The sequence below is a fragment of the Pedobacter suwonensis genome (assembly GCF_044762335.1).
GTDB lineage: Bacteria > Bacteroidota > Bacteroidia > Sphingobacteriales > Sphingobacteriaceae > Pedobacter.
Map to the genome: position 1 here is coordinate 389678 of NZ_JBIWEB010000001.1, position 17317 is coordinate 406994.

Genomic DNA, 17317 nt, shown 5'->3' on the forward strand with positions numbered 1-17317 from the left:
TAATACCGTTCTTCAACCCTATACCCATACACCTCAAACCCTAAACCTTTACAATGTTCTACCAACGCTTTACCTTCCGTTTAATATTCCGCCTGCTGACCATCAATCTGCTTGGCTATCTTTTATTTTACCTCATTAAAAACACCGAGCTCTGGTTTACCATTACAGGCGTTGCACTGATTTTATTGGGTACTATCATTTCCCTTTATTACTATATCAATCAGATTCGGTCGGATATTAACCGTTTCATTTTGGCTGTAAAAACGAGAGATCATACCTTAAACTTCAGAAACAAAACAACCAGAGGCAGTTTCCCGGAGCTATACGAATCGTTTACTGATATTTTACAGGTTCACAAACAAATTAAACTGGAACAGGAAGCCATGTTTCAGCTGATCAAAACCATTTTAGAGCAGGTTCCGGTTGGGGTAATCGTGGTGAGCAATACAACAGCAGAAAAAGATAACGAGATTGCCTTTTTCAATCAGGCCGCTTCTAACCTTTTAGGTGTACCTGCCTATAAATACTGGCATCGGTTAAAAGAGCATCTGCCAGAGTTCGGAGCAGAAATAGAGCAGATTTCAACAGGTGGAAAACGGTTTCTGGAACTTAAGATTCAGGATAAACTAACCCAGTTATCTACTGAAGTGATTCCTTTAAACCTTTACGGGAAGAACTACATCATCATCAGCTTTCAGAACATTAAAGATGAAATTGAGCAAAAAGAAACTGAAGCCTGGAACAGGTTAGTCGGTGTTATTTCGCATGAAATTTTAAATTCCATCACGCCTATCAGTTCCTTATCAGATACAATCAACAAAATGGTAACCGATAAAAAGGACTTAACTGAAGATGAAATGGAAGACCTTAAAACAGCCCTGCATACGATCCAAAGGCGCTCATCCGGTTTACTGGATTTCGTAAAAGATTACCGTTTAATTGCCGAACTGCCTACACCAAACCTTGAGCCGCATACCATTGGAGAAATATTAAAACACATTAAGGTACTGATGCAGCCATTTGCTAAAGTTAAAAATGTGGTGCTGGATGTAGAACAGACTTCATCAAAAATCACCATTCAGCTGGATCTGAAATTAATAGAACAGGTATTAATTAACCTGATTACCAACAGTATTTATGCGGTCGAAAATAAGGATATGCCTAATATCAATGTAAATTACCGTTTAGAAAACACCAAGCTATATATAGATGTTAGTGATAATGGAAAAGGTATAGACGCTGATGATCTTGAAAAAATATTCGTTCCATTTTATACCACCAGGAAAAATGGATCGGGTATAGGATTAACCATCAGCCGTAACATCATGAAAATGCACAGAGGCAGTATCGAAGTTATATCTACTCCCGAAAGTGGTACAACTTTTTCGCTGGTATTTAATTATGTTTAATCATCTGAATGTTTTTTTGACCTAAAAATTCAAACAAAACCAGTTTGATATGCTTTTAAAGATGTAGATACATCAAATACGAGCATGAAGACAGTTATAATATCGAACAGACTCCCCGTTAAAATCATTGAAGAAAATGATGAATACACGTTTATTCCCAGCGAGGGCGGCCTTGCCACCGGCCTTGGCGATGTGTATAAATCTGGCAATTCCATCTGGATCGGATGGCCGGGAATTGAGGTTCCGGCAGAACGTCAGGAAGAAGTTACACACAAACTTGCCGAATTAAACCTCTATCCGGTTTTCCTCACCCAAAATGAAATTAACTTATATTACGAAGGCTTCTCAAATGAGGTATTATGGCCTGTATTTCATTATCTGGTTACCTATGCACATTACGAACAAAGTTATTGGGATTGCTACCGATCGGTGAATGAGAAATTTGCAAAAAGTGCCATGCAGGTACTGGGCATAAGAGATAAAATCTGGATTCAAGACTATCAACTGCTCCTTTTACCAGGTATTTTAAGAGAAAAACTTCCAAATGCGACTATTGGTTTTTTCCAGCATATCCCTTTTCCATCATATGAAATTTTCAGGCTAATTCCCTGGCGGGAGGAATTGTTAAATGGTTTAATAGGCGCTGATCTGATTGGTTTCCACACCTACGACGATGTCCGCCATTTTATCAGCACAGCCACACGTTTGCTGCCTGTAAATTCCTCATCAAACGTACTCAACAGCCATGAAAGGCAAATCGTAGTTGAAGCTTTCCCTATGGGAATAGATTATGATAAATTTTCAAATCTAACCGAAACGGAAGAAGTCAAAAAAGAAATTGATTATTTCAGGACTGGGAAAGAAGAAATGAAAGTAATCCTCTCTATCGACCGGCTAGACTATAGTAAAGGCATACTCGAAAGGTTAAAAGCAATGGAATTACTATTGCAGCACCATCCCGAGTATATTGGCAAAATCGAGCTTTTCATGATTGTGGTTCCCTCCAGGGATACCGTGCCACAATATAGTGAGCTGAGAGACCAGATTGATCAGTTTGTAGGAAACTTAAATGCAAGATACCGTTCAATGAACTGGATCCCGGTAAATTATTTTTACCGCTCATTCCCCATTGAAGTACTTTCTGCACTTTACGCTACGGCCGATATCTGCCTGGTAACGCCGATGCGCGATGGGATGAATCTGGTCAGTAAAGAATATGTGGCCAGCCGGAACCATAATGATGGTGTATTGATTTTAAGCGAAATGGCAGGTGCTTCCAAAGAATTAACTGATGCTGTAATTGTTAACCCGAATAATATGGGCGACATTATGGAAGCCATTGTAGCTGCACTAAAAATGCCTTTGGAAGAACAACAGCAACGCATGACAGCCATGCGGGCAATAGTAGAAAAATTTAACGTTAAACATTGGGTTAACAATTTTATTTTAAGATTAAACGAAGTGAAAGATTCTCAAAAATCATTATTAACTAAACACGCAGTCAATTCGATCAATGAGGTAATTGCTGCTAAATATGCAACAACAACCGACAGGGTTCTATTTTTGGATTATGATGGCACACTGGTAGATTTTACCGGGAACATTGATGATGCCTCTCCTGACGACGAACTTTATGATTTAATTGAAAACCTGACCCTTGATCACGCCAATAAAGTGGTGATTATCAGCGGAAGGCGACATGAGACACTGGAGCAGTGGTTTGGGCATTTAAAGGTAGACCTGATTGCTGAACATGGTGCATGGCAAAAATCGTATGGAGATAAGTGGAATAGTCTGCCCCTGCTTACCGACCAATGGAAACAGGAAATAAAGACTTTATTAGAAACCTATACCGACCGTACTCCCGGATCGTTCATTGAAGAAAAAAGCTATTCAATGGTATGGCACTATCGAAAAGCAGAAGATGGATTAGGTGATTTACGGGCCAATGAAATCGTTAGCCACATGAAAATTCTGGCTGCTGATAAAGGACTGCAGTTGATGCCAGGGAACAAAGTAATCGAGTTTAAAAATATAGAAGTTAATAAAGGAAAAGCTGCTTTAAACTGGTTATATGATAAAAACCCCGATTTCATTCTGGCATTAGGCGATGACCATACCGATGAAGACATTTTCAAAGTACTGCCAGACGATGCTTTTACCATAAAAGTTGGCAATAATATTTCAGAAGCAAAGTATTACTTAAATGATTTTAAAGAAGTAAGAAAGTTACTTTGGAGTTTAGTTAAAGAAGAGTTTATAGAACGGGGTTAATAAATATATAGTTAATTAATACCATAATGCCAAGGTCTGTGTCCATGCAGACCTTTTTTCTTATGGGATCAATCGTCTTCTCAAGCGGAGTGCAAAGTATTCGAAAACCTATGAGTTAGACCGCTATCAGCTTTAGATAACGATATTTTTATTGAGGTTTTCCATATCCATTAAATCACTCCGCAACGTCACACTGAACTTGTTTCAGGTTCTTTTTTACCGGAGAGATCTATCCCTCCCCTAAGCCAGTGTCTGTGTCCCCACAGACCCTTTTTTAATAGCTTTGACAACGTCAAACATGCGTTTTACCTATCATAGTTGTCAAAGCTTAATCTATAATCTTACAAAAATATCGGCCTGTCCAGCTTAATCGCAATGCGGTAAGCAGCGTTCATCAAACCTACATGACTATAAGCCTGCGGGAAGTTACCCCATTGACTACCTGTTTTGGCGTCAACATCTTCGCTAAACAATAGCAGGTGGTTACAGTATTTAATGATATTTTCAAACTCCTTAATCGCTTCGTCAGTACGGCCCACACAGGCCAAAGCTTCTACATACCAAAATGCGCAGATTAAAAATGTGGTTTTGGGTTTACCGAAATCATCAGCATGCAGGTATCGGTAAAAAAGTCCATCTTCAGTTTTGAGTTCCTTTTCTAAAGCAATTAAATGGTCCTTTGCCCTGTCAGAAGCGGGATCAAGATAATTCATCATAATCAGCTGTAGTGTGCTGGCATCCAAATGTGGACTTCCTACAGCATTGGTATACACTTTTCTTTCCGGATCGTAGCAGGCTTCAATATGTGTTGAAGCTTTCTCAATCAGCAGATTTGCACGTCTTTCGAAATCTTCATTACCAATGGTTTTAGCCATTTTTAAAGCAGCCTGTGCGCCTGCCCATTGGAAAAGGTTACTATAACAATGCACATTGGCAATGTTTCTGAATTCCCATATTCCGGCATCCTTTTCATCAATGGTACGTTCAATTTTAGAAAGTACACTTTCAATCCACTTTACTGAATCACCACGTTCCGAAAAAACAAAACGGTGGTCGGTGTAAAGTGGCAGCATAGAAATCAAAACCTGTCCATAAATATCATTCTGAATGTGTTCGTATGCCTGATTTCCAATCCTAATGGGCTGTTCTCCTTTATAACCATCAAGATGATCAAGAGTGCGTTCGGTAATTTGTCTTTCGCCCGCAATACCATATAAAGGCTGGTAACGCACATCTTCAGCACGCGAAATATCGGACAGGTAATTAAAATACCGTTCCATTTCTTCAAAATGTCCGATATGGTTTAAGGATGTGAGCACATAGTGCGAATCGCGCAGCCAGCAATAGCGATAATCCCAGTTTCTTGTGCTACCTGGTGATTCGGGCAAACTGGTGGTACTTGCGGCTATAATGGCACCTGTGTCTTCATATTGGTGGATTTTCAAAACGAGGGCCGAACGGATTACAAATGGCTGGTAAAAACCTGCTATTGATGAATGTTTAATCCATAAACGCCAATAAGAAATGGTTTCCCTTAAAAAATTCTCTGCTGTACTGACTATCGGTGCTTCTAAATTTTGTCCATAAGTCATCACCAAATACTTTGGCTCGTTCAGAACAAATGCTTTCTCGTCGAAGATATAGGTAAGTGATACATTCGTACTTAAGCGGATATTTTCATCACAGCCCAAATAGTCGATGTGATTGCTTCCCCTGCTTGATCTCATTTTACCTTTTCCATAATCGCAAACCGGCTCACACTTAATGGTAATGCGCGGGTTACCTTCCAAAGGCTCAATTTTTCTGATAAACATCAGTGGTTTAAAATAGCGATCGTATAAATGAAAACGGGGTGCAAAATCGGTAATCCGGTATTTTCCGTCTTCGGCGGTAATCTCCGTTCTTAGAACATTGGTATTCTCGATGTAATATTGATGAGAAGTAAATTCGCCCTGAGGCAAAATCGAAAATTCACCTCCTTTTTTTTCATCCAATAAACTGCCAAATACAAAAGGGCTATCAAAACGTGGCCAGCAAAGCCAGGATATATCAGTATTTTTATTTACGTGAGCAATAAAAGCGCAATTCCCTATAATTCCTGTTTGATAAAGGTGTTGATGATCGGTCATAAACTATTTTTTGTTTATTTACTAACAAGTTTACCGGGAAAATGTTGGATAGAAAGATAAAAAGACATTATTTACCCAGGGTTTTCGCTGGAATAAACGGAAAAGACCTCACAGATTTTTGAAATCTGTAAGGTCTTGAAAGATTCTTCGGTTCGCTCAGAATGACAATATATCTTAAATTACTGTACCACTTGGTACAACAGCGCCTTTTTTAATAACCACTATACCATCTTTTACAGCATAAAGCTCAAAATCGCCATCTTCCAAATGATCGCCGCCATTAATTTTAACATCGTTACCAATACGACAATTTTTATCAATGATGGCGTTATTGATGAAGCAACGATCGCCTATTCCGATCAAAGAATTTCCCTTACTGTTTTCTTCCTGTATCTCTTCTAAAGTCTGGTACCTGTCGCTACCCATAATATAGGCATTGGTAATTACCGTATCCTTTCCTATCCTCGACCTGATCCCTAAAACAGCATGTTCTACCTTGCTGGCCTGAATAATACAGCCTTCAGCAATAATGGTCTTATCTAAAGTGGTACCCGAAATTTTCGAGGGTGGCAACATCCTTGCCCTGGTAAAAATAGCATGGTTGCTATCGAACATATTAAACTTCGGTATTTCATCTGTCAGGCCTAAATTGGCTTCAAAGAAAGATGAAATGTTACCGATATCGGTCCAATAACCCTCATATTGGAAGCTTAAAACCCTGCTTTCCCTAATAGCTCTCGGCAAAATTTCTTTACCAAAATCCTTTTCCTCTTCGTTTTCGTTTAAGATATTGATCAGGTAATCGCGGTTGAAAACGTAGATCCCCATCGATGCCAGAAAGTTGCGCCCTTCTGATTGCATTTCTTCACCCGTATCAGAAACCCAATCCTCTAATCCGGTTTTAGGTTTCTCGATGAAAGAAGTAATCATGTTTTCCTCATCAGCCTTTAAAATACCAAAATCAGTTGCGTCTTTTGCAGTCACCGGAATGGTAGCAATGGTAATTTCTGCAGCAGCTTCGATATGTTTCTCAATCATATCTTTAAAATCCATCTGGTAAAGCTGATCACCGGAAAGGATTAAAATATAATCAAATTCATGAGAAACGATGTGATGCATACACTGACGGACAGCATCTGCGGTACCCTGGAACCAGCCAGAGTTTTGCACCGTTTGCTCGGCAGCTAAAATATCAACAAAAGCCGTACTGAAGTGACTAAAGTGATAGGTATTTTTAATGTGTTTGTTTAGGGATGCCGAATTAAACTGGGTTAACACAAACATACGGTGGATACCCGAATTGAGGCAGTTCGAGATTGGAATGTCTACCAAACGGTATTTACCAGCTATCGGAACTGCCGGTTTAGAACGTGTTTGTGTTAGTGGCGATAATCTAGAGCCCTGGCCACCGCCAAGGATAACGCCTAAAACTTTGTCAGTCATGCTTAAGCTTATTTTAAATTTTGGTATAATTCTATATAATTCAAGGCTGCCCTATCCCATGAATGATCAATTTTCATCATAGTTTTTCTTACAGCTTTAAAGGCTTTTTTATCATTGTAAAATCCAACTGCACGGTTAATAGAATGTGTAACATCCCAAATACTCGTTTGGTCATGGCAGATCCCGAAACCATTGTCGCCGATATCGATCACGGTATCTCTCAGCCCTCCAACCCTACGCACAATCGGAACCGTTCCGTAGCGTAAAGCATAAAGCTGGTTCAATCCACAAGGCTCCACTCTTGACGGCATGATCAGAAAATCCGCACCTGCATATATTTGATGCGAAACCTGTTCATTATAACCGATATAAGCATTGTATCTGCCTCCAAAGAAATCCTTCAACTGGTTTAACCTTCCTTCCACCCAACTATCTCCCGAGCCTAAAACCAAAATATTGATGTTGTCGCCATGCTGTTGCAAAGCGGTATAAAAAATGTCCGGCAAAATATCGGCACCTTTTTCGTCAACCAATCTTCCTATAAAAGTAAACAGGGGCTTAGATGAATCTAATTGAAAAACATCGCAAAGTGCTTTTTTGTTTGCCAATTTCCCAGCTTCGACAGTTTTTATGGTGTAACCCTTATTCAGCATTGGGTCTGTTTCAGGATTCCATACTTCGTTATCAATTCCATTTAATATCCCAACTGATTTCCAACGTTCCTGTCTTAACAAACTTTCTAGTCCGCGCGCATTGCCCATCATTTCTTCCAGGTAAGTTGGCGACACAGTAGTTACCTTCCAGGCACATTTAATAGCAGAAGCAAGGGGATTTATGGCATCATCCCAACCCAGTAAACCACCCTTCCATAAATCGAAGGCCGGTAAATAGTACAATTTATCCCAGCCAAACTGGCCCTGATATTGAGCGTTATGAATGGTTAAAACCGTAGGCACAATGCTTATCGGCTTATATTTTATGCAATTTGAAACCATAAAAGGAATCAATCCTGTATGGTGATCATGACAATGTATTACGTCCGGGCGATGCTCCCATTGCACCATCCAATCGAGGGTAGCAATCTGAAAAGCCATAAATCTTTCCGTATCGTCGCCGTAACCATATACATTTGGGCGGTCTGTTAAGCCCTGTATATGAATAATATATAAGTCGAAACCCAGTTTATTGGTTTTTTCTTTTAAAATACGGTACTGAAAGTGGTTATTCCCATAATTTGCCCAGGCATCATAAGTAACTTCAAATTCACTTTCGCGGATAAATTTGGTATCGTAAGCAGGCACAACCACTTTGGCAATGTGGCCCAGTTTATTCTGGTATTTCGGTAAGGCCCCTACTACATCGGCTAAACCACCAACCTTTGCAACTGGGTAACACTCGGCACTTATATGTATAATTTCCATCAAATATTTGCAGTAGATAACTGAAGTAAGTTACTAATTGTTTTGAGTTTTGCAAATAATGAAAATTATATTTTTAGTTGATTATTACCTTCGTCAAGCTGAATTTATTTTAGCATTTACTTACCTGGAAAGCCCCTGAAATGAGTCCCGGGTGATGGTTCTTCTGAGATTAATTCAGGTTTTATTAGAAAGTGAATGTTTAGTTTTCTGTGGCGACCTGCAGCCCTGCTTTCCGCTATAAGTCCTCACTACGTTCCGGGCTTACCGCTACAATCAGGCTTATAAACAAAGTTGGTTTCCCGCCAAACGCTGGAAATGTGGTATTGGGCACAATTTTCTGCTGAGTTGTCGAGAGGAACTTGTCATCTCCTGGAATGCGGAACGACGAGATCTTACCCTCTGTTCGCATCGTTTTAGTTTAGACTTTTCAGCGTTGATCTTTTTTAATTCTGCGGGAACAAACCGCTAATCATTTTCCGCTGATCTCTCAGATAAACGCAGAGATTTTTCCAAGCAGCTATTTACCTCAAAGACCTTGAAACATGTTTAGGGTAACAGCTGTTCAGAAAATTAATTCAGGTTTTATTAGAAAGTGAATGTTTAGTTTTCTGTGGCGGCCTGCAGCCCTGCTTTCCGCTATAAGTCCTCACTACGTTCCGGGCTTACCGCTACAATCAGGCTTATAAACAAAGTTGGTTTCCCGCCAAACGCTGGAAATGTGGTATTGGCCAAAATTTTCTGCTGAGTTGTCGAGAGGAACTTGTCATCTTTTGGAATGCGGAACGACGAGATCTTACCCTCTGTTCGCATAGTTTTAATTTAGACTTTTCAGCGGTGATCTTTTTTTAATTCTGCGGGAACAAACCGCTAATCATTTTCCGCTGATCTCGCAGATAAACGCAGAGATTTTTCCAAGCAGCTATTTTCGCAAAAGATCCTGAAATAATTTGAGCGTGAAGCCACCTATAATATGAAAATGCAATACATAAAAAAACCGCTTAAATCCATAAGCGGTTTTTAACAACAAAACAAATATATTTCTGGTTAAAAATAGCTAGTACTCTTCAGCAATAATTTCGTAGAAATCGCGGATGGGTTGAAATTGAGGGTGTAATGAAACCACATCGCCAAAAACCAATAGCGCCGGGGCCGTTATTCTTTTATCTTCCACAATCTCAGCAATGGTGTCAACTATACCTACCACAATTTTTTCGTCAGGGGTGGAACCATTTTGGATGACGGCAACTGGCAACAGATTTTTACTTTCTGACTGAAAAATAGCTGCAATCTCTTTTACTTTTTCAATCCCGTTTAAAACAACTATCGTAGCTTTCGTTTTTGCAGCTATGTACAAATCTTCCGAAATTTCACCTTTAGAATTGGTTCCGGTTACTGCCCAAAAGCTTTCGCTCATATCCTTATAAATCATAGGAATCTTTTGCAAACTTGGCGCACCTGTAGCACTCGAAATCCCAGGAATGATTTCAGTAGGGATACTATAAGATTCTGCTGCATCTATTTCTTCATATCCTTTTGCAAAGAAAAACGGGTCGCCGCTTTTTAAACGTACAACATGACCATAATTTAAAGCATAGTCAATGATGAGCCTGTTTACTGCATCCTGAGAAAATGATTCATCATCAGAACGTTTGCCCACATAAACTTTAGGAATACCATTTGGTGCATGACACAATAAAGCTTCGTTTACATTTGCATCATACAAAACAACATCAGCTGTTTTTAATGCCTTAACCCCTTTTAAACTAAATAAATCCGGGTCACCAGGACCAGCACCTATTAATGTAATTTTTGGTTCAATGTTCGCTTTTTCTACTTTATTCAAAATCATAACTGAAAGTTTATGTCCGTTATCCATTCGTTCTACAATACAAATATATAAAGTCTATAGAAATTGTAGTAATTTATTTTAAAATAATTTTATAACTATTGTTCAGAACAAATTGAAGGCTCTCTGTATAGTTGTCTCCCAATCTTATAACTATCGCTCGAAATGATAGTACCGCAAACGGAGCTTAACAAGCAAAAAAATCTCCGAGCTTTCTGTGCATCCGTGGCAACAATAAACTATAATCTATACATTAGGCCCTAGCGAGACGCTAGGACCAGTAGTGAGCAATCAGATCTCGCGCATGCGGGAGCCACGAAGTGCCAGCGAAGCTAATCTTAAATCACCCGCTAATAGCGATCGTTGTAAGGTTACTTCCCCGAAAATCGGGGCAGGTCGTTGGCTAAAAAGCCTTTTAGCAATGACAAACTAAATTATTCCTCAGAGTGTAAGACCAAGCGTTTATTTACAATCCACTTCTGAAAAAGTAAATTTCCCGGCTTCGTAATTAATGGGCTTTCCTTTTACAAAATAAGATCTTCCCAAAGTAGTTTCAATCTGTGCAACTCCCATAATGAGTTTACCATTTTTCTTTAAAAAAGCCAGTGGGTTGGTAAATGCCTTTGTGGTATCTTTACCTGTATTAAACCGATAATCAACCAGTAAAGTATCGCCGTTAAATTTTCCACTTATTTTGCCGTTATTTTCAGGTTTGTCAGCATATTTTACCAAAAGTGAACCGGTTATTTTGCCAGATGCCATTGTTTTTACAATCATAGCAGCACTGTCTTTTTCGAAGAAAGCGGCATAACAGGTTTGATTGACTAATGAATCTTTTTTTGCTGTATCAGTCTTTTTCTGTGATTGGTTACAGGCAAAAACGAAGGGCATAGCCGCTAAAGCGAAATACAAGAGATTTTTTTTCATGTTTTGGAATTTGGGTTTCCGTTTATATTGTAATAACGAGATGAAAAATCTGAATCGTTTCCATAAGTTAAATATACAAAAAACCTGTAAAGAAAAACGGGGCAACCATTTGGTGCCCCGCTGAAATTGCTTTCGCATTAGAATAATCTAAAGCTTTCATTATTATATTTGGTTGTGGTTCTCCAAGCTAAGGATTTCTGGATTACAATATTTTAGGATCAGTTAGTGAATTAGCGATTTATTAATTTTTATTTTCCATCTTACATTTCATATCGCCCATTCTTCCATCATTAACGAGTTAAGAATATCAAGATTTTAGCCGTATCCTCCAACACTACCCATTATTGATCATTGAAAATTGCTTATTGGCTATTTCAAATTTTCCATCTTCCATCCAACATCTTCACCCTATCGCCTACTCCACTGCCGCCCTAAACATGAGCGCGCCAACGGTTAAATTGCTCCGGGTATCAACTAAAATAGCAGAACCATTTGCCCGGTTATCATCATATAAATCAAAAGCCAACGCATCAGCGGTTTTCACAATTACACGGCCAATATCATTCAATTTAAATTCTTCTGCAGCATGCTTTTCTAAAGTATTGATATCTACTTTATGTAGAATTTCGCTGATTTTACATTTGGTAACTTTGCTATTATGTTGAATATTATACATGATGGAAGTATCAAGGGCACGCGTATCCATCCAGCAAAGATCTGCTTCAATCAGTTTTGTTTCCTGTGGCAAAGCCGATGCATTTACAATGGTATCACCACGACTAATGTCGACATCATCTTTTAAGTGAATAATAACCGATTGACCAGCATGTGCAGCATCAAGTTCTTCATCAAAAAACTCAATCTTCTCTACAACAGAACTTGCTCCTGAAGGAAGGACCGTAACTTTATCATTTAATTTGAAAGTTCCGCTTAACACACGTCCAGCATAACCCCGGTAATCATGCAGTTCGGCGGTTTGCGGACGAACTACCCATTGTACGGGCATCCGCGCCAGTTGAGATTGATCTAAGTGGTCGGTATCTACCTTTTCCAGAAAATGCAACAAACTTTCACCTTCATACCATTGCATATTTTCTGATGTTTGTACCACATTATCGCCTTTTAATGCGCTCACGGGGATATAGGTTACATCAGCCAACTTTAATTGCTGCGCCAAAACTTTGTATTTTTCAACAATGGCACTATACACGGTTTCACTATAATCCACCATATCCATCTTGTTGATGCAAACCACCACATGCTTAATGCCCAGTAAAGAAACAATATACGAATGACGGATAGTCTGCTCTACCACACCGTTACGGGCATCAATTAAGATGATGGCTAAATTAGCAGTAGAAGCTCCGGTAACCATATTTCTGGTATACTGAATGTGGCCCGGCGTATCTGCAATGATAAACTTACGCTTTTCTGTCTGAAAATATTTATAGGCTACATCAATGGTAATACCCTGTTCACGTTCTGCCCTCAAACCATCAGTTAAAATAGCTAAGTCTATTGTCCCATCGTCATTTTTGCGGTTGGAGCGCTGCAAAGCTTCTAACTGATCAGCCAAAATAGAATCTGTATCGTATAACAAACGGCCAATTAAGGTACTTTTACCATCATCTACGCTGCCTGCTGTGAAAAATTTTAATATGTTCATTTTTTTGAGATTTGAGATATGAGATAATAGATATGAGACGGATGCTAGATTGTCAGATCTCACGCCATCCTTAAAAATAATAAATATGAGATTAGACAGATGCAAGATTCTCAAATCTCACATCTAAAATCTCACGTCTCATTTAAAAATACCCTCCCTTTTTTCTGTCTTCCATTGCGGCTTCAGAAACCTTGTCGTCTAAACGGGCACCACGCTCTGAAATTTTTGAGGCACTGATTTCTGAAATAATATCGTCGATCAAAAATGCATCTGATTCTACTGCAGCGGTGCAAGACATATCGCCAACCGTACGGAAACGAACCTGTTTACGTTCTACCACATCTTCCTCATCCATATTTAAAAAAGGCGAGGCGGCCATCAGCTGGCCATTCCTGGTAATTACCTCTCGTTCGTGCGAAAAGTAAATGCTCGGAAGTTCTATTTTCTCCCTGCGGATATAATTCCAGACATCTAATTCTGTCCAGTTACTGATCGGGAATACACGGATGTTTTCTCCTTTATGGATTTTACCGTTGTAAATGTTCCAGAGTTCGGGACGCTGGCGTTTGGGATCCCACTGTCCGAACTCATCGCGGACAGAGAAAATACGCTCCTTTGCCCTGGCTTTTTCTTCATCTCTACGGGCACCGCCAATACAGGCATCGAACTCGTATTTGGCAATGGTATCGAGCAAGGTTACGGTTTGCAATGCATTTCTACTGGCATTTTTACCGGTCTGTTCTACTACTTTGCCCTGGTCGATAGATTCCTGAACAGAGCCAATAATAAGTTTCTCACCAATCCTTTCTATCATTTGATCACGGTAGGTGATGGTTTCTTCGAAATTATGACCGGTGTCTATGTGTACCAGCGGAAAAGGAAATTTACCCGGACGGAAAGCTTTTTCTGCCAAACGAACCAAAGTAATCGAATCTTTCCCCCCTGAAAACAAAAGGGCTGGTTTCTCAAACTGACCTGCAACTTCACGTAAGATGTGAATGGCTTCGGCCTCCAGCTCATCTAAATAATCAAAATTATATGTACTCATTTCAATTGTTGGAATGTTTAAATATTGAATGTTCCAAACACTCAAAGTTATATTTGTTGTTGTCAATTGTTGGAAGGTTTGAAAAGCTGGAAGGTTTAAATTCCATTCCATATCTACCATTTTACTTCTTCCATCAGCCAGCGGCATGTAAACCGCATTCTTTTTTGCTCTGGTCTTCCCACCACCATCTACCGGCCCTGAAATCTTCACCTGGCTGTACTGCTCGTGTACAGGGTGCGCATCCTATACTGGGAAAACCCTTATCATGCAAAGTATTGTATACAATGTTATTCTCTTTAATATATGTTTTTACATCATCCAAAGTCCAATCGAAAATAGGGTGAAATTTGATCAATTGGTTTCCTTCGTCCCATTCCAAATCATGCATATCCTCGCGGTTGGCACTTTGATCGGCCCTGATTCCCGTTATCCAGATATCATTACCATTTAATGCTCTTTTTAAGGGTTCGATTTTACGGATGTAACAGCACTCTTTTCTATTCTCTACCGATTCGTAAAAACTGTTAGGGCCTTTTGTATTGACCATATCCTCTAAGAGTCCGTTCTGCGGATAATAGGCATGAATGGGTTTATTGTAAATTTCTAAGGTACGGTTCCAAACATAATAGGTTTCCGGAAACAAACGTCCGGTTTCTAAAGTAAAAACCTTGATCGGAATATTATTGGCAAAAATTAAATGGGTAATTGCCTGGTCTTCCCAGCCAAAACTGGTTGAAAATATAATACGCCCGGCGTATTCAGTTGCCAAAAATTTTAGTTTATCTACTGTACTTAAGCCGTCCAGGGCTGCTTTTATCTCCTCTAAGTTCCCCATCACTATATTAATTTTAAAATAAACATGATTACGCTTCTTAAGCTTACGATCATTACAATAATCCCCACGGCAACCATAATGGTTTTTGCCGAGATTTTGTTGGATACTTTTGCGGCTATTGGCGATGCGATTGCGCTACCGATAATTAAACCCACAACGGCCTCCCAGTGTTTGCCACCTAACATGGTAAAAAAGGTAAGCGAACTCAACGTGGCGATAAAAAAGCGGCTGATTTTTACCGTGCCCAAAGAAAACAAGGGATGCCTGCCGCCTGCAATTAAACTGGATAATACAATCGATCCCCATCCGCCACCAAAGGCTGCATCTATAAAACCTCCTACAAAACCTAATAAACCAATTTTTTTGATTTTCTGATCCGCTTTTTTCCTTTTGATGTTAAACGCTTTCATTAGAATAACAGCCCCCAGAAAAAGTGTATAAACCGCAACAACCGGTTTAACATAACTGCTGTAGTGTTCTAATGAAGAGAGGATGTAAGCACCTAAAACGGCTCCGATGATGGCAGGAAGGATTAAAATTTTAAATAATTTCCAGTTTACATTCCCCATCCGGTAATGCATCCATCCTGCAATTCCGTTACTCATTACCTCAGAAATATGGATGGCCATACTTGCGGATGCAGGAGGCAAACCCATGGCAAGCGAGAATGATGCGGTGGTCACACCATACGACATCCCAATGGCACCATCTATCAATGCGAATACAAATCCGGCACCTAAAAACCAATAAAACAACGGGTCGATATTGATTAAAAAATGCTGGAATTCCGGCTCAGTATTCCACAGAGAAAATCCGATAGCGACAATGAGTAAAACCGATGCTACCCAGATTAACCATTTGATATTCTGCTCGGCAAAGCTTTTTTTCGGATTAATTAAACTTTGGGTAACCTTATTCAGTTTTTTAACCTTTGCTGAAAAATCGCCATTTAATGTTTTGCGCAAAGCACTCATATTCTGCAGCGTTTCATCCAGCTCTGCAGGTAAACCTTCATTTAAAATCTGTTTTAAACGTTTGGCAATGGTTGGCGATTTTCCATTTGTAGAAATGGCAATCTTCAAATCACCTTTTTGAACGATTGACCCCAGGTAAAAATCACATAATTCTGGCTTATCGGCCACATTGATCAGCAAGCCACGCTCATGGGTTACCTTTCTGATTTCGTCATTTAAAATATAATTATTGGTCGCAGCAAAAACGATATCAATATCATTTAAATCATTTACATCAAAAGTTTTTTGTTTAATTTTTATCAGCGGATAATTTGCAACAAGTGCATAAACCTCTGGCGATACCTGCTCTGCTACGATGGTAATGGTAGCGCTGTGGCTATTATTTACAATTGCCGTTAACTTCTCCAATCCGATATTGCCCGCACCAATTAATAATGTACGCAGCTTATTCAGCTTTACAAAAACCGGAAAAAGCTGGTTACCTTTTTCTTCTTCAGAAAAAGACGCTGCACTATCAGATTGGTTAGGCAATACTTGCATATTGTTTAATTAATTTTTTAAACGACGGATGTAATGATACAACTTCTCCAAAAATTAATAATGCAGGTGCTTTAATATTTTCTTGTAGCACCAAACTTTCTATCGTTTCAACCACACCGATAACCAATTTTTCATCTTCTGCAGATCCATTCTGCACTACTGCAGTTGGTAAATTGTGCTTGCCTGCAGCTTTAAAGATCTCTACAATTTTAGCTAGTTTTTTGAGTCCCATCAGTACCAGTACGGTAGCTTTTGACTGTGCTGCCTGGTAAATATCAGCAGATACTTCTCCGGAAGTCGTAGTTCCGGTGATTACCCAAAAACTTTCGCTCATACCGCGGTGCGTAACCGGGATCTGTTGTAAGCCAGGTACGCCGATCGAGCTTGAAATCCCCGGAATAACACTGACCGGAATGCTATACGATGCAGCATAGTCCAATTCCTCATATCCCCTGCCAAAAACAAATGGATCGCCACCTTTCAAACGCACTACATGACCGTAGTTTAGAGCATAATCGATCATTAATTTATTGATGGTGTCCTGCGGGTAGGAATGCTCTCCAGAACGTTTCCCTACATATACCTTAATGGCTGCTGCCGGAGCATGCTCCAATAAGGCCTCGTTGGTTAAAGCATCATACAATACCACATCAGCAGTTTGCAATGCTTTTACACCTTTTAAGGTTAATAAATCCGGATCGCCCGGACCTGCCCCCAAAAGGGTAATTTTTGATTCTATATTTTGATTAACCATGTTTCTTTTTAATTATTGATTTGAATGACTGGATGAAGAGTTGTCATGCGC

At 39.5% G+C, this 17317-nt stretch carries 14 protein-coding genes; 2 read left to right on the plus strand and 12 right to left on the minus strand.

The genetic code is table 11. From position 1 onward, the window contains the following. Positions 1–53: 53 nt before the first annotated feature. Positions 54–1409 carry a sensor histidine kinase gene (locus ACIQXP_RS01550; RefSeq protein WP_293743392.1) on the plus strand — a complete coding sequence of 452 codons (1356 nt, stop codon included), beginning with the start codon at positions 54–56 and terminating at the stop codon, positions 1407–1409. Between the two features lie 84 nt (positions 1410–1493). Further along, complete coding sequence (locus tag ACIQXP_RS01555) at positions 1494–3683, plus strand: bifunctional alpha,alpha-trehalose-phosphate synthase (UDP-forming)/trehalose-phosphatase (protein ID WP_387504270.1); 2190 nt, start codon at positions 1494–1496, stop codon at positions 3681–3683. A gap of 341 nt (positions 3684–4024) precedes the next feature. Here the strand turns inward: ACIQXP_RS01555 and ACIQXP_RS01560 are convergent, their stop codons facing one another. From ACIQXP_RS01560 to cobA (ACIQXP_RS01615), 12 genes are all read right to left on the minus strand, one after another. Beyond that, positions 4025–5812 carry a glycoside hydrolase family 15 protein gene (locus ACIQXP_RS01560; RefSeq protein WP_293743388.1) on the minus strand — a complete coding sequence of 596 codons (1788 nt, stop codon included), beginning with the start codon at positions 5810–5812 and terminating at the stop codon, positions 4025–4027. Between the two features lie 174 nt (positions 5813–5986). After that, on the minus strand, positions 5987–7255 hold the full coding sequence (locus ACIQXP_RS01565; protein ID WP_090982112.1) for a glucose-1-phosphate adenylyltransferase: 1269 nt from the start codon (positions 7253–7255) through the stop codon (positions 5987–5989). An 8-nt stretch (positions 7256–7263) separates the two neighbouring features. Beyond that, complete coding sequence (locus ACIQXP_RS01570) at positions 7264–8676, minus strand: glycogen synthase (protein WP_293743385.1); 1413 nt, start codon at positions 8674–8676, stop codon at positions 7264–7266. 235 nt (positions 8677–8911) lie between these two features. Then, positions 8912–9085: a hypothetical protein gene (locus ACIQXP_RS01575; protein ID WP_293743383.1), complete on the minus strand. Its 174-nt coding sequence runs from the start codon at positions 9083–9085 to the stop codon at positions 8912–8914. Between the two features lie 227 nt (positions 9086–9312). After that, positions 9313–9486, minus strand: a complete 174-nt coding sequence (locus tag ACIQXP_RS01580; RefSeq protein WP_293743382.1) for a hypothetical protein — start codon at positions 9484–9486, stop codon at positions 9313–9315. 244 nt (positions 9487–9730) lie between these two features. After that, complete coding sequence (cobA, locus tag ACIQXP_RS01585; protein WP_387504269.1) at positions 9731–10525, minus strand: uroporphyrinogen-III C-methyltransferase; 795 nt, start codon at positions 10523–10525, stop codon at positions 9731–9733. A 459-nt stretch (positions 10526–10984) separates the two neighbouring features. Continuing rightward, entirely contained in the window at positions 10985–11449 is a 465-nt protein-coding gene (locus ACIQXP_RS01590) for a hypothetical protein (protein WP_387504267.1), read from the minus strand. A 415-nt stretch (positions 11450–11864) separates the two neighbouring features. Then, on the minus strand, positions 11865–13115 hold the full coding sequence (locus ACIQXP_RS01595; RefSeq protein WP_293743377.1) for a sulfate adenylyltransferase subunit 1: 1251 nt from the start codon (positions 13113–13115) through the stop codon (positions 11865–11867). 142 nt (positions 13116–13257) lie between these two features. Then, positions 13258–14163, minus strand: coding sequence for a sulfate adenylyltransferase subunit CysD (cysD, locus tag ACIQXP_RS01600; RefSeq protein WP_387504514.1), 906 nt, complete (start codon positions 14161–14163; stop codon positions 13258–13260). A gap of 133 nt (positions 14164–14296) precedes the next feature. Beyond that, the gene (locus tag ACIQXP_RS01605) at positions 14297–14998 is read right to left on the minus strand and encodes a phosphoadenylyl-sulfate reductase (RefSeq protein WP_387504266.1); all 702 of its coding nucleotides are present in this window, start codon (positions 14996–14998) and stop codon (positions 14297–14299) included. Between the two features lie 2 nt (positions 14999–15000). Then, complete coding sequence (locus ACIQXP_RS01610; protein ID WP_293743373.1) at positions 15001–16512, minus strand: TSUP family transporter; 1512 nt, start codon at positions 16510–16512, stop codon at positions 15001–15003. Further along, complete coding sequence (cobA, locus tag ACIQXP_RS01615) at positions 16496–17266, minus strand: uroporphyrinogen-III C-methyltransferase (RefSeq protein ID WP_387504265.1); 771 nt, start codon at positions 17264–17266, stop codon at positions 16496–16498. Before cobA (ACIQXP_RS01615) ends, ACIQXP_RS01610 begins: the two co-directional genes overlap by 17 nt. Between the last annotated feature and the right edge of the window lie 51 nt (positions 17267–17317).

Bases quoted from the DNA above. Each gene is read 5' to 3' on its own strand.
- ACIQXP_RS01550 (WP_293743392.1), top strand. From the start codon at position 54: ATGTTCTACCAACGCTTTACCTTCCGTTTAATATTCCGCCTGCTGACC.
- ACIQXP_RS01555 (WP_387504270.1), top strand. From the start codon at position 1,494: ATGAAGACAGTTATAATATCGAACAGACTCCCCGTTAAAATCATTGAA.
- ACIQXP_RS01560 (WP_293743388.1), bottom strand. From the start codon at position 5,812: ATGACCGATCATCAACACCTTTATCAAACAGGAATTATAGGGAATTGC.
- ACIQXP_RS01565 (WP_090982112.1), bottom strand. From the start codon at position 7,255: ATGACTGACAAAGTTTTAGGCGTTATCCTTGGCGGTGGCCAGGGCTCT.
- ACIQXP_RS01570 (WP_293743385.1), bottom strand. From the start codon at position 8,676: ATGGAAATTATACATATAAGTGCCGAGTGTTACCCAGTTGCAAAGGTT.
- ACIQXP_RS01575 (WP_293743383.1), bottom strand. From the start codon at position 9,085: ATGCGAACAGAGGGTAAGATCTCGTCGTTCCGCATTCCAGGAGATGAC.
- ACIQXP_RS01580 (WP_293743382.1), bottom strand. From the start codon at position 9,486: ATGCGAACAGAGGGTAAGATCTCGTCGTTCCGCATTCCAAAAGATGAC.
- cobA (WP_387504269.1), bottom strand. From the start codon at position 10,525: ATGATTTTGAATAAAGTAGAAAAAGCGAACATTGAACCAAAAATTACA.
- ACIQXP_RS01590 (WP_387504267.1), bottom strand. From the start codon at position 11,449: ATGAAAAAAAATCTCTTGTATTTCGCTTTAGCGGCTATGCCCTTCGTT.
- ACIQXP_RS01595 (WP_293743377.1), bottom strand. From the start codon at position 13,115: ATGAACATATTAAAATTTTTCACAGCAGGCAGCGTAGATGATGGTAAA.
- cysD (WP_387504514.1), bottom strand. From the start codon at position 14,163: ATGAGTACATATAATTTTGATTATTTAGATGAGCTGGAGGCCGAAGCC.
- ACIQXP_RS01605 (WP_387504266.1), bottom strand. From the start codon at position 14,998: ATGGGGAACTTAGAGGAGATAAAAGCAGCCCTGGACGGCTTAAGTACA.
- ACIQXP_RS01610 (WP_293743373.1), bottom strand. From the start codon at position 16,512: ATGCAAGTATTGCCTAACCAATCTGATAGTGCAGCGTCTTTTTCTGAA.
- cobA (WP_387504265.1), bottom strand. From the start codon at position 17,266: ATGGTTAATCAAAATATAGAATCAAAAATTACCCTTTTGGGGGCAGGT.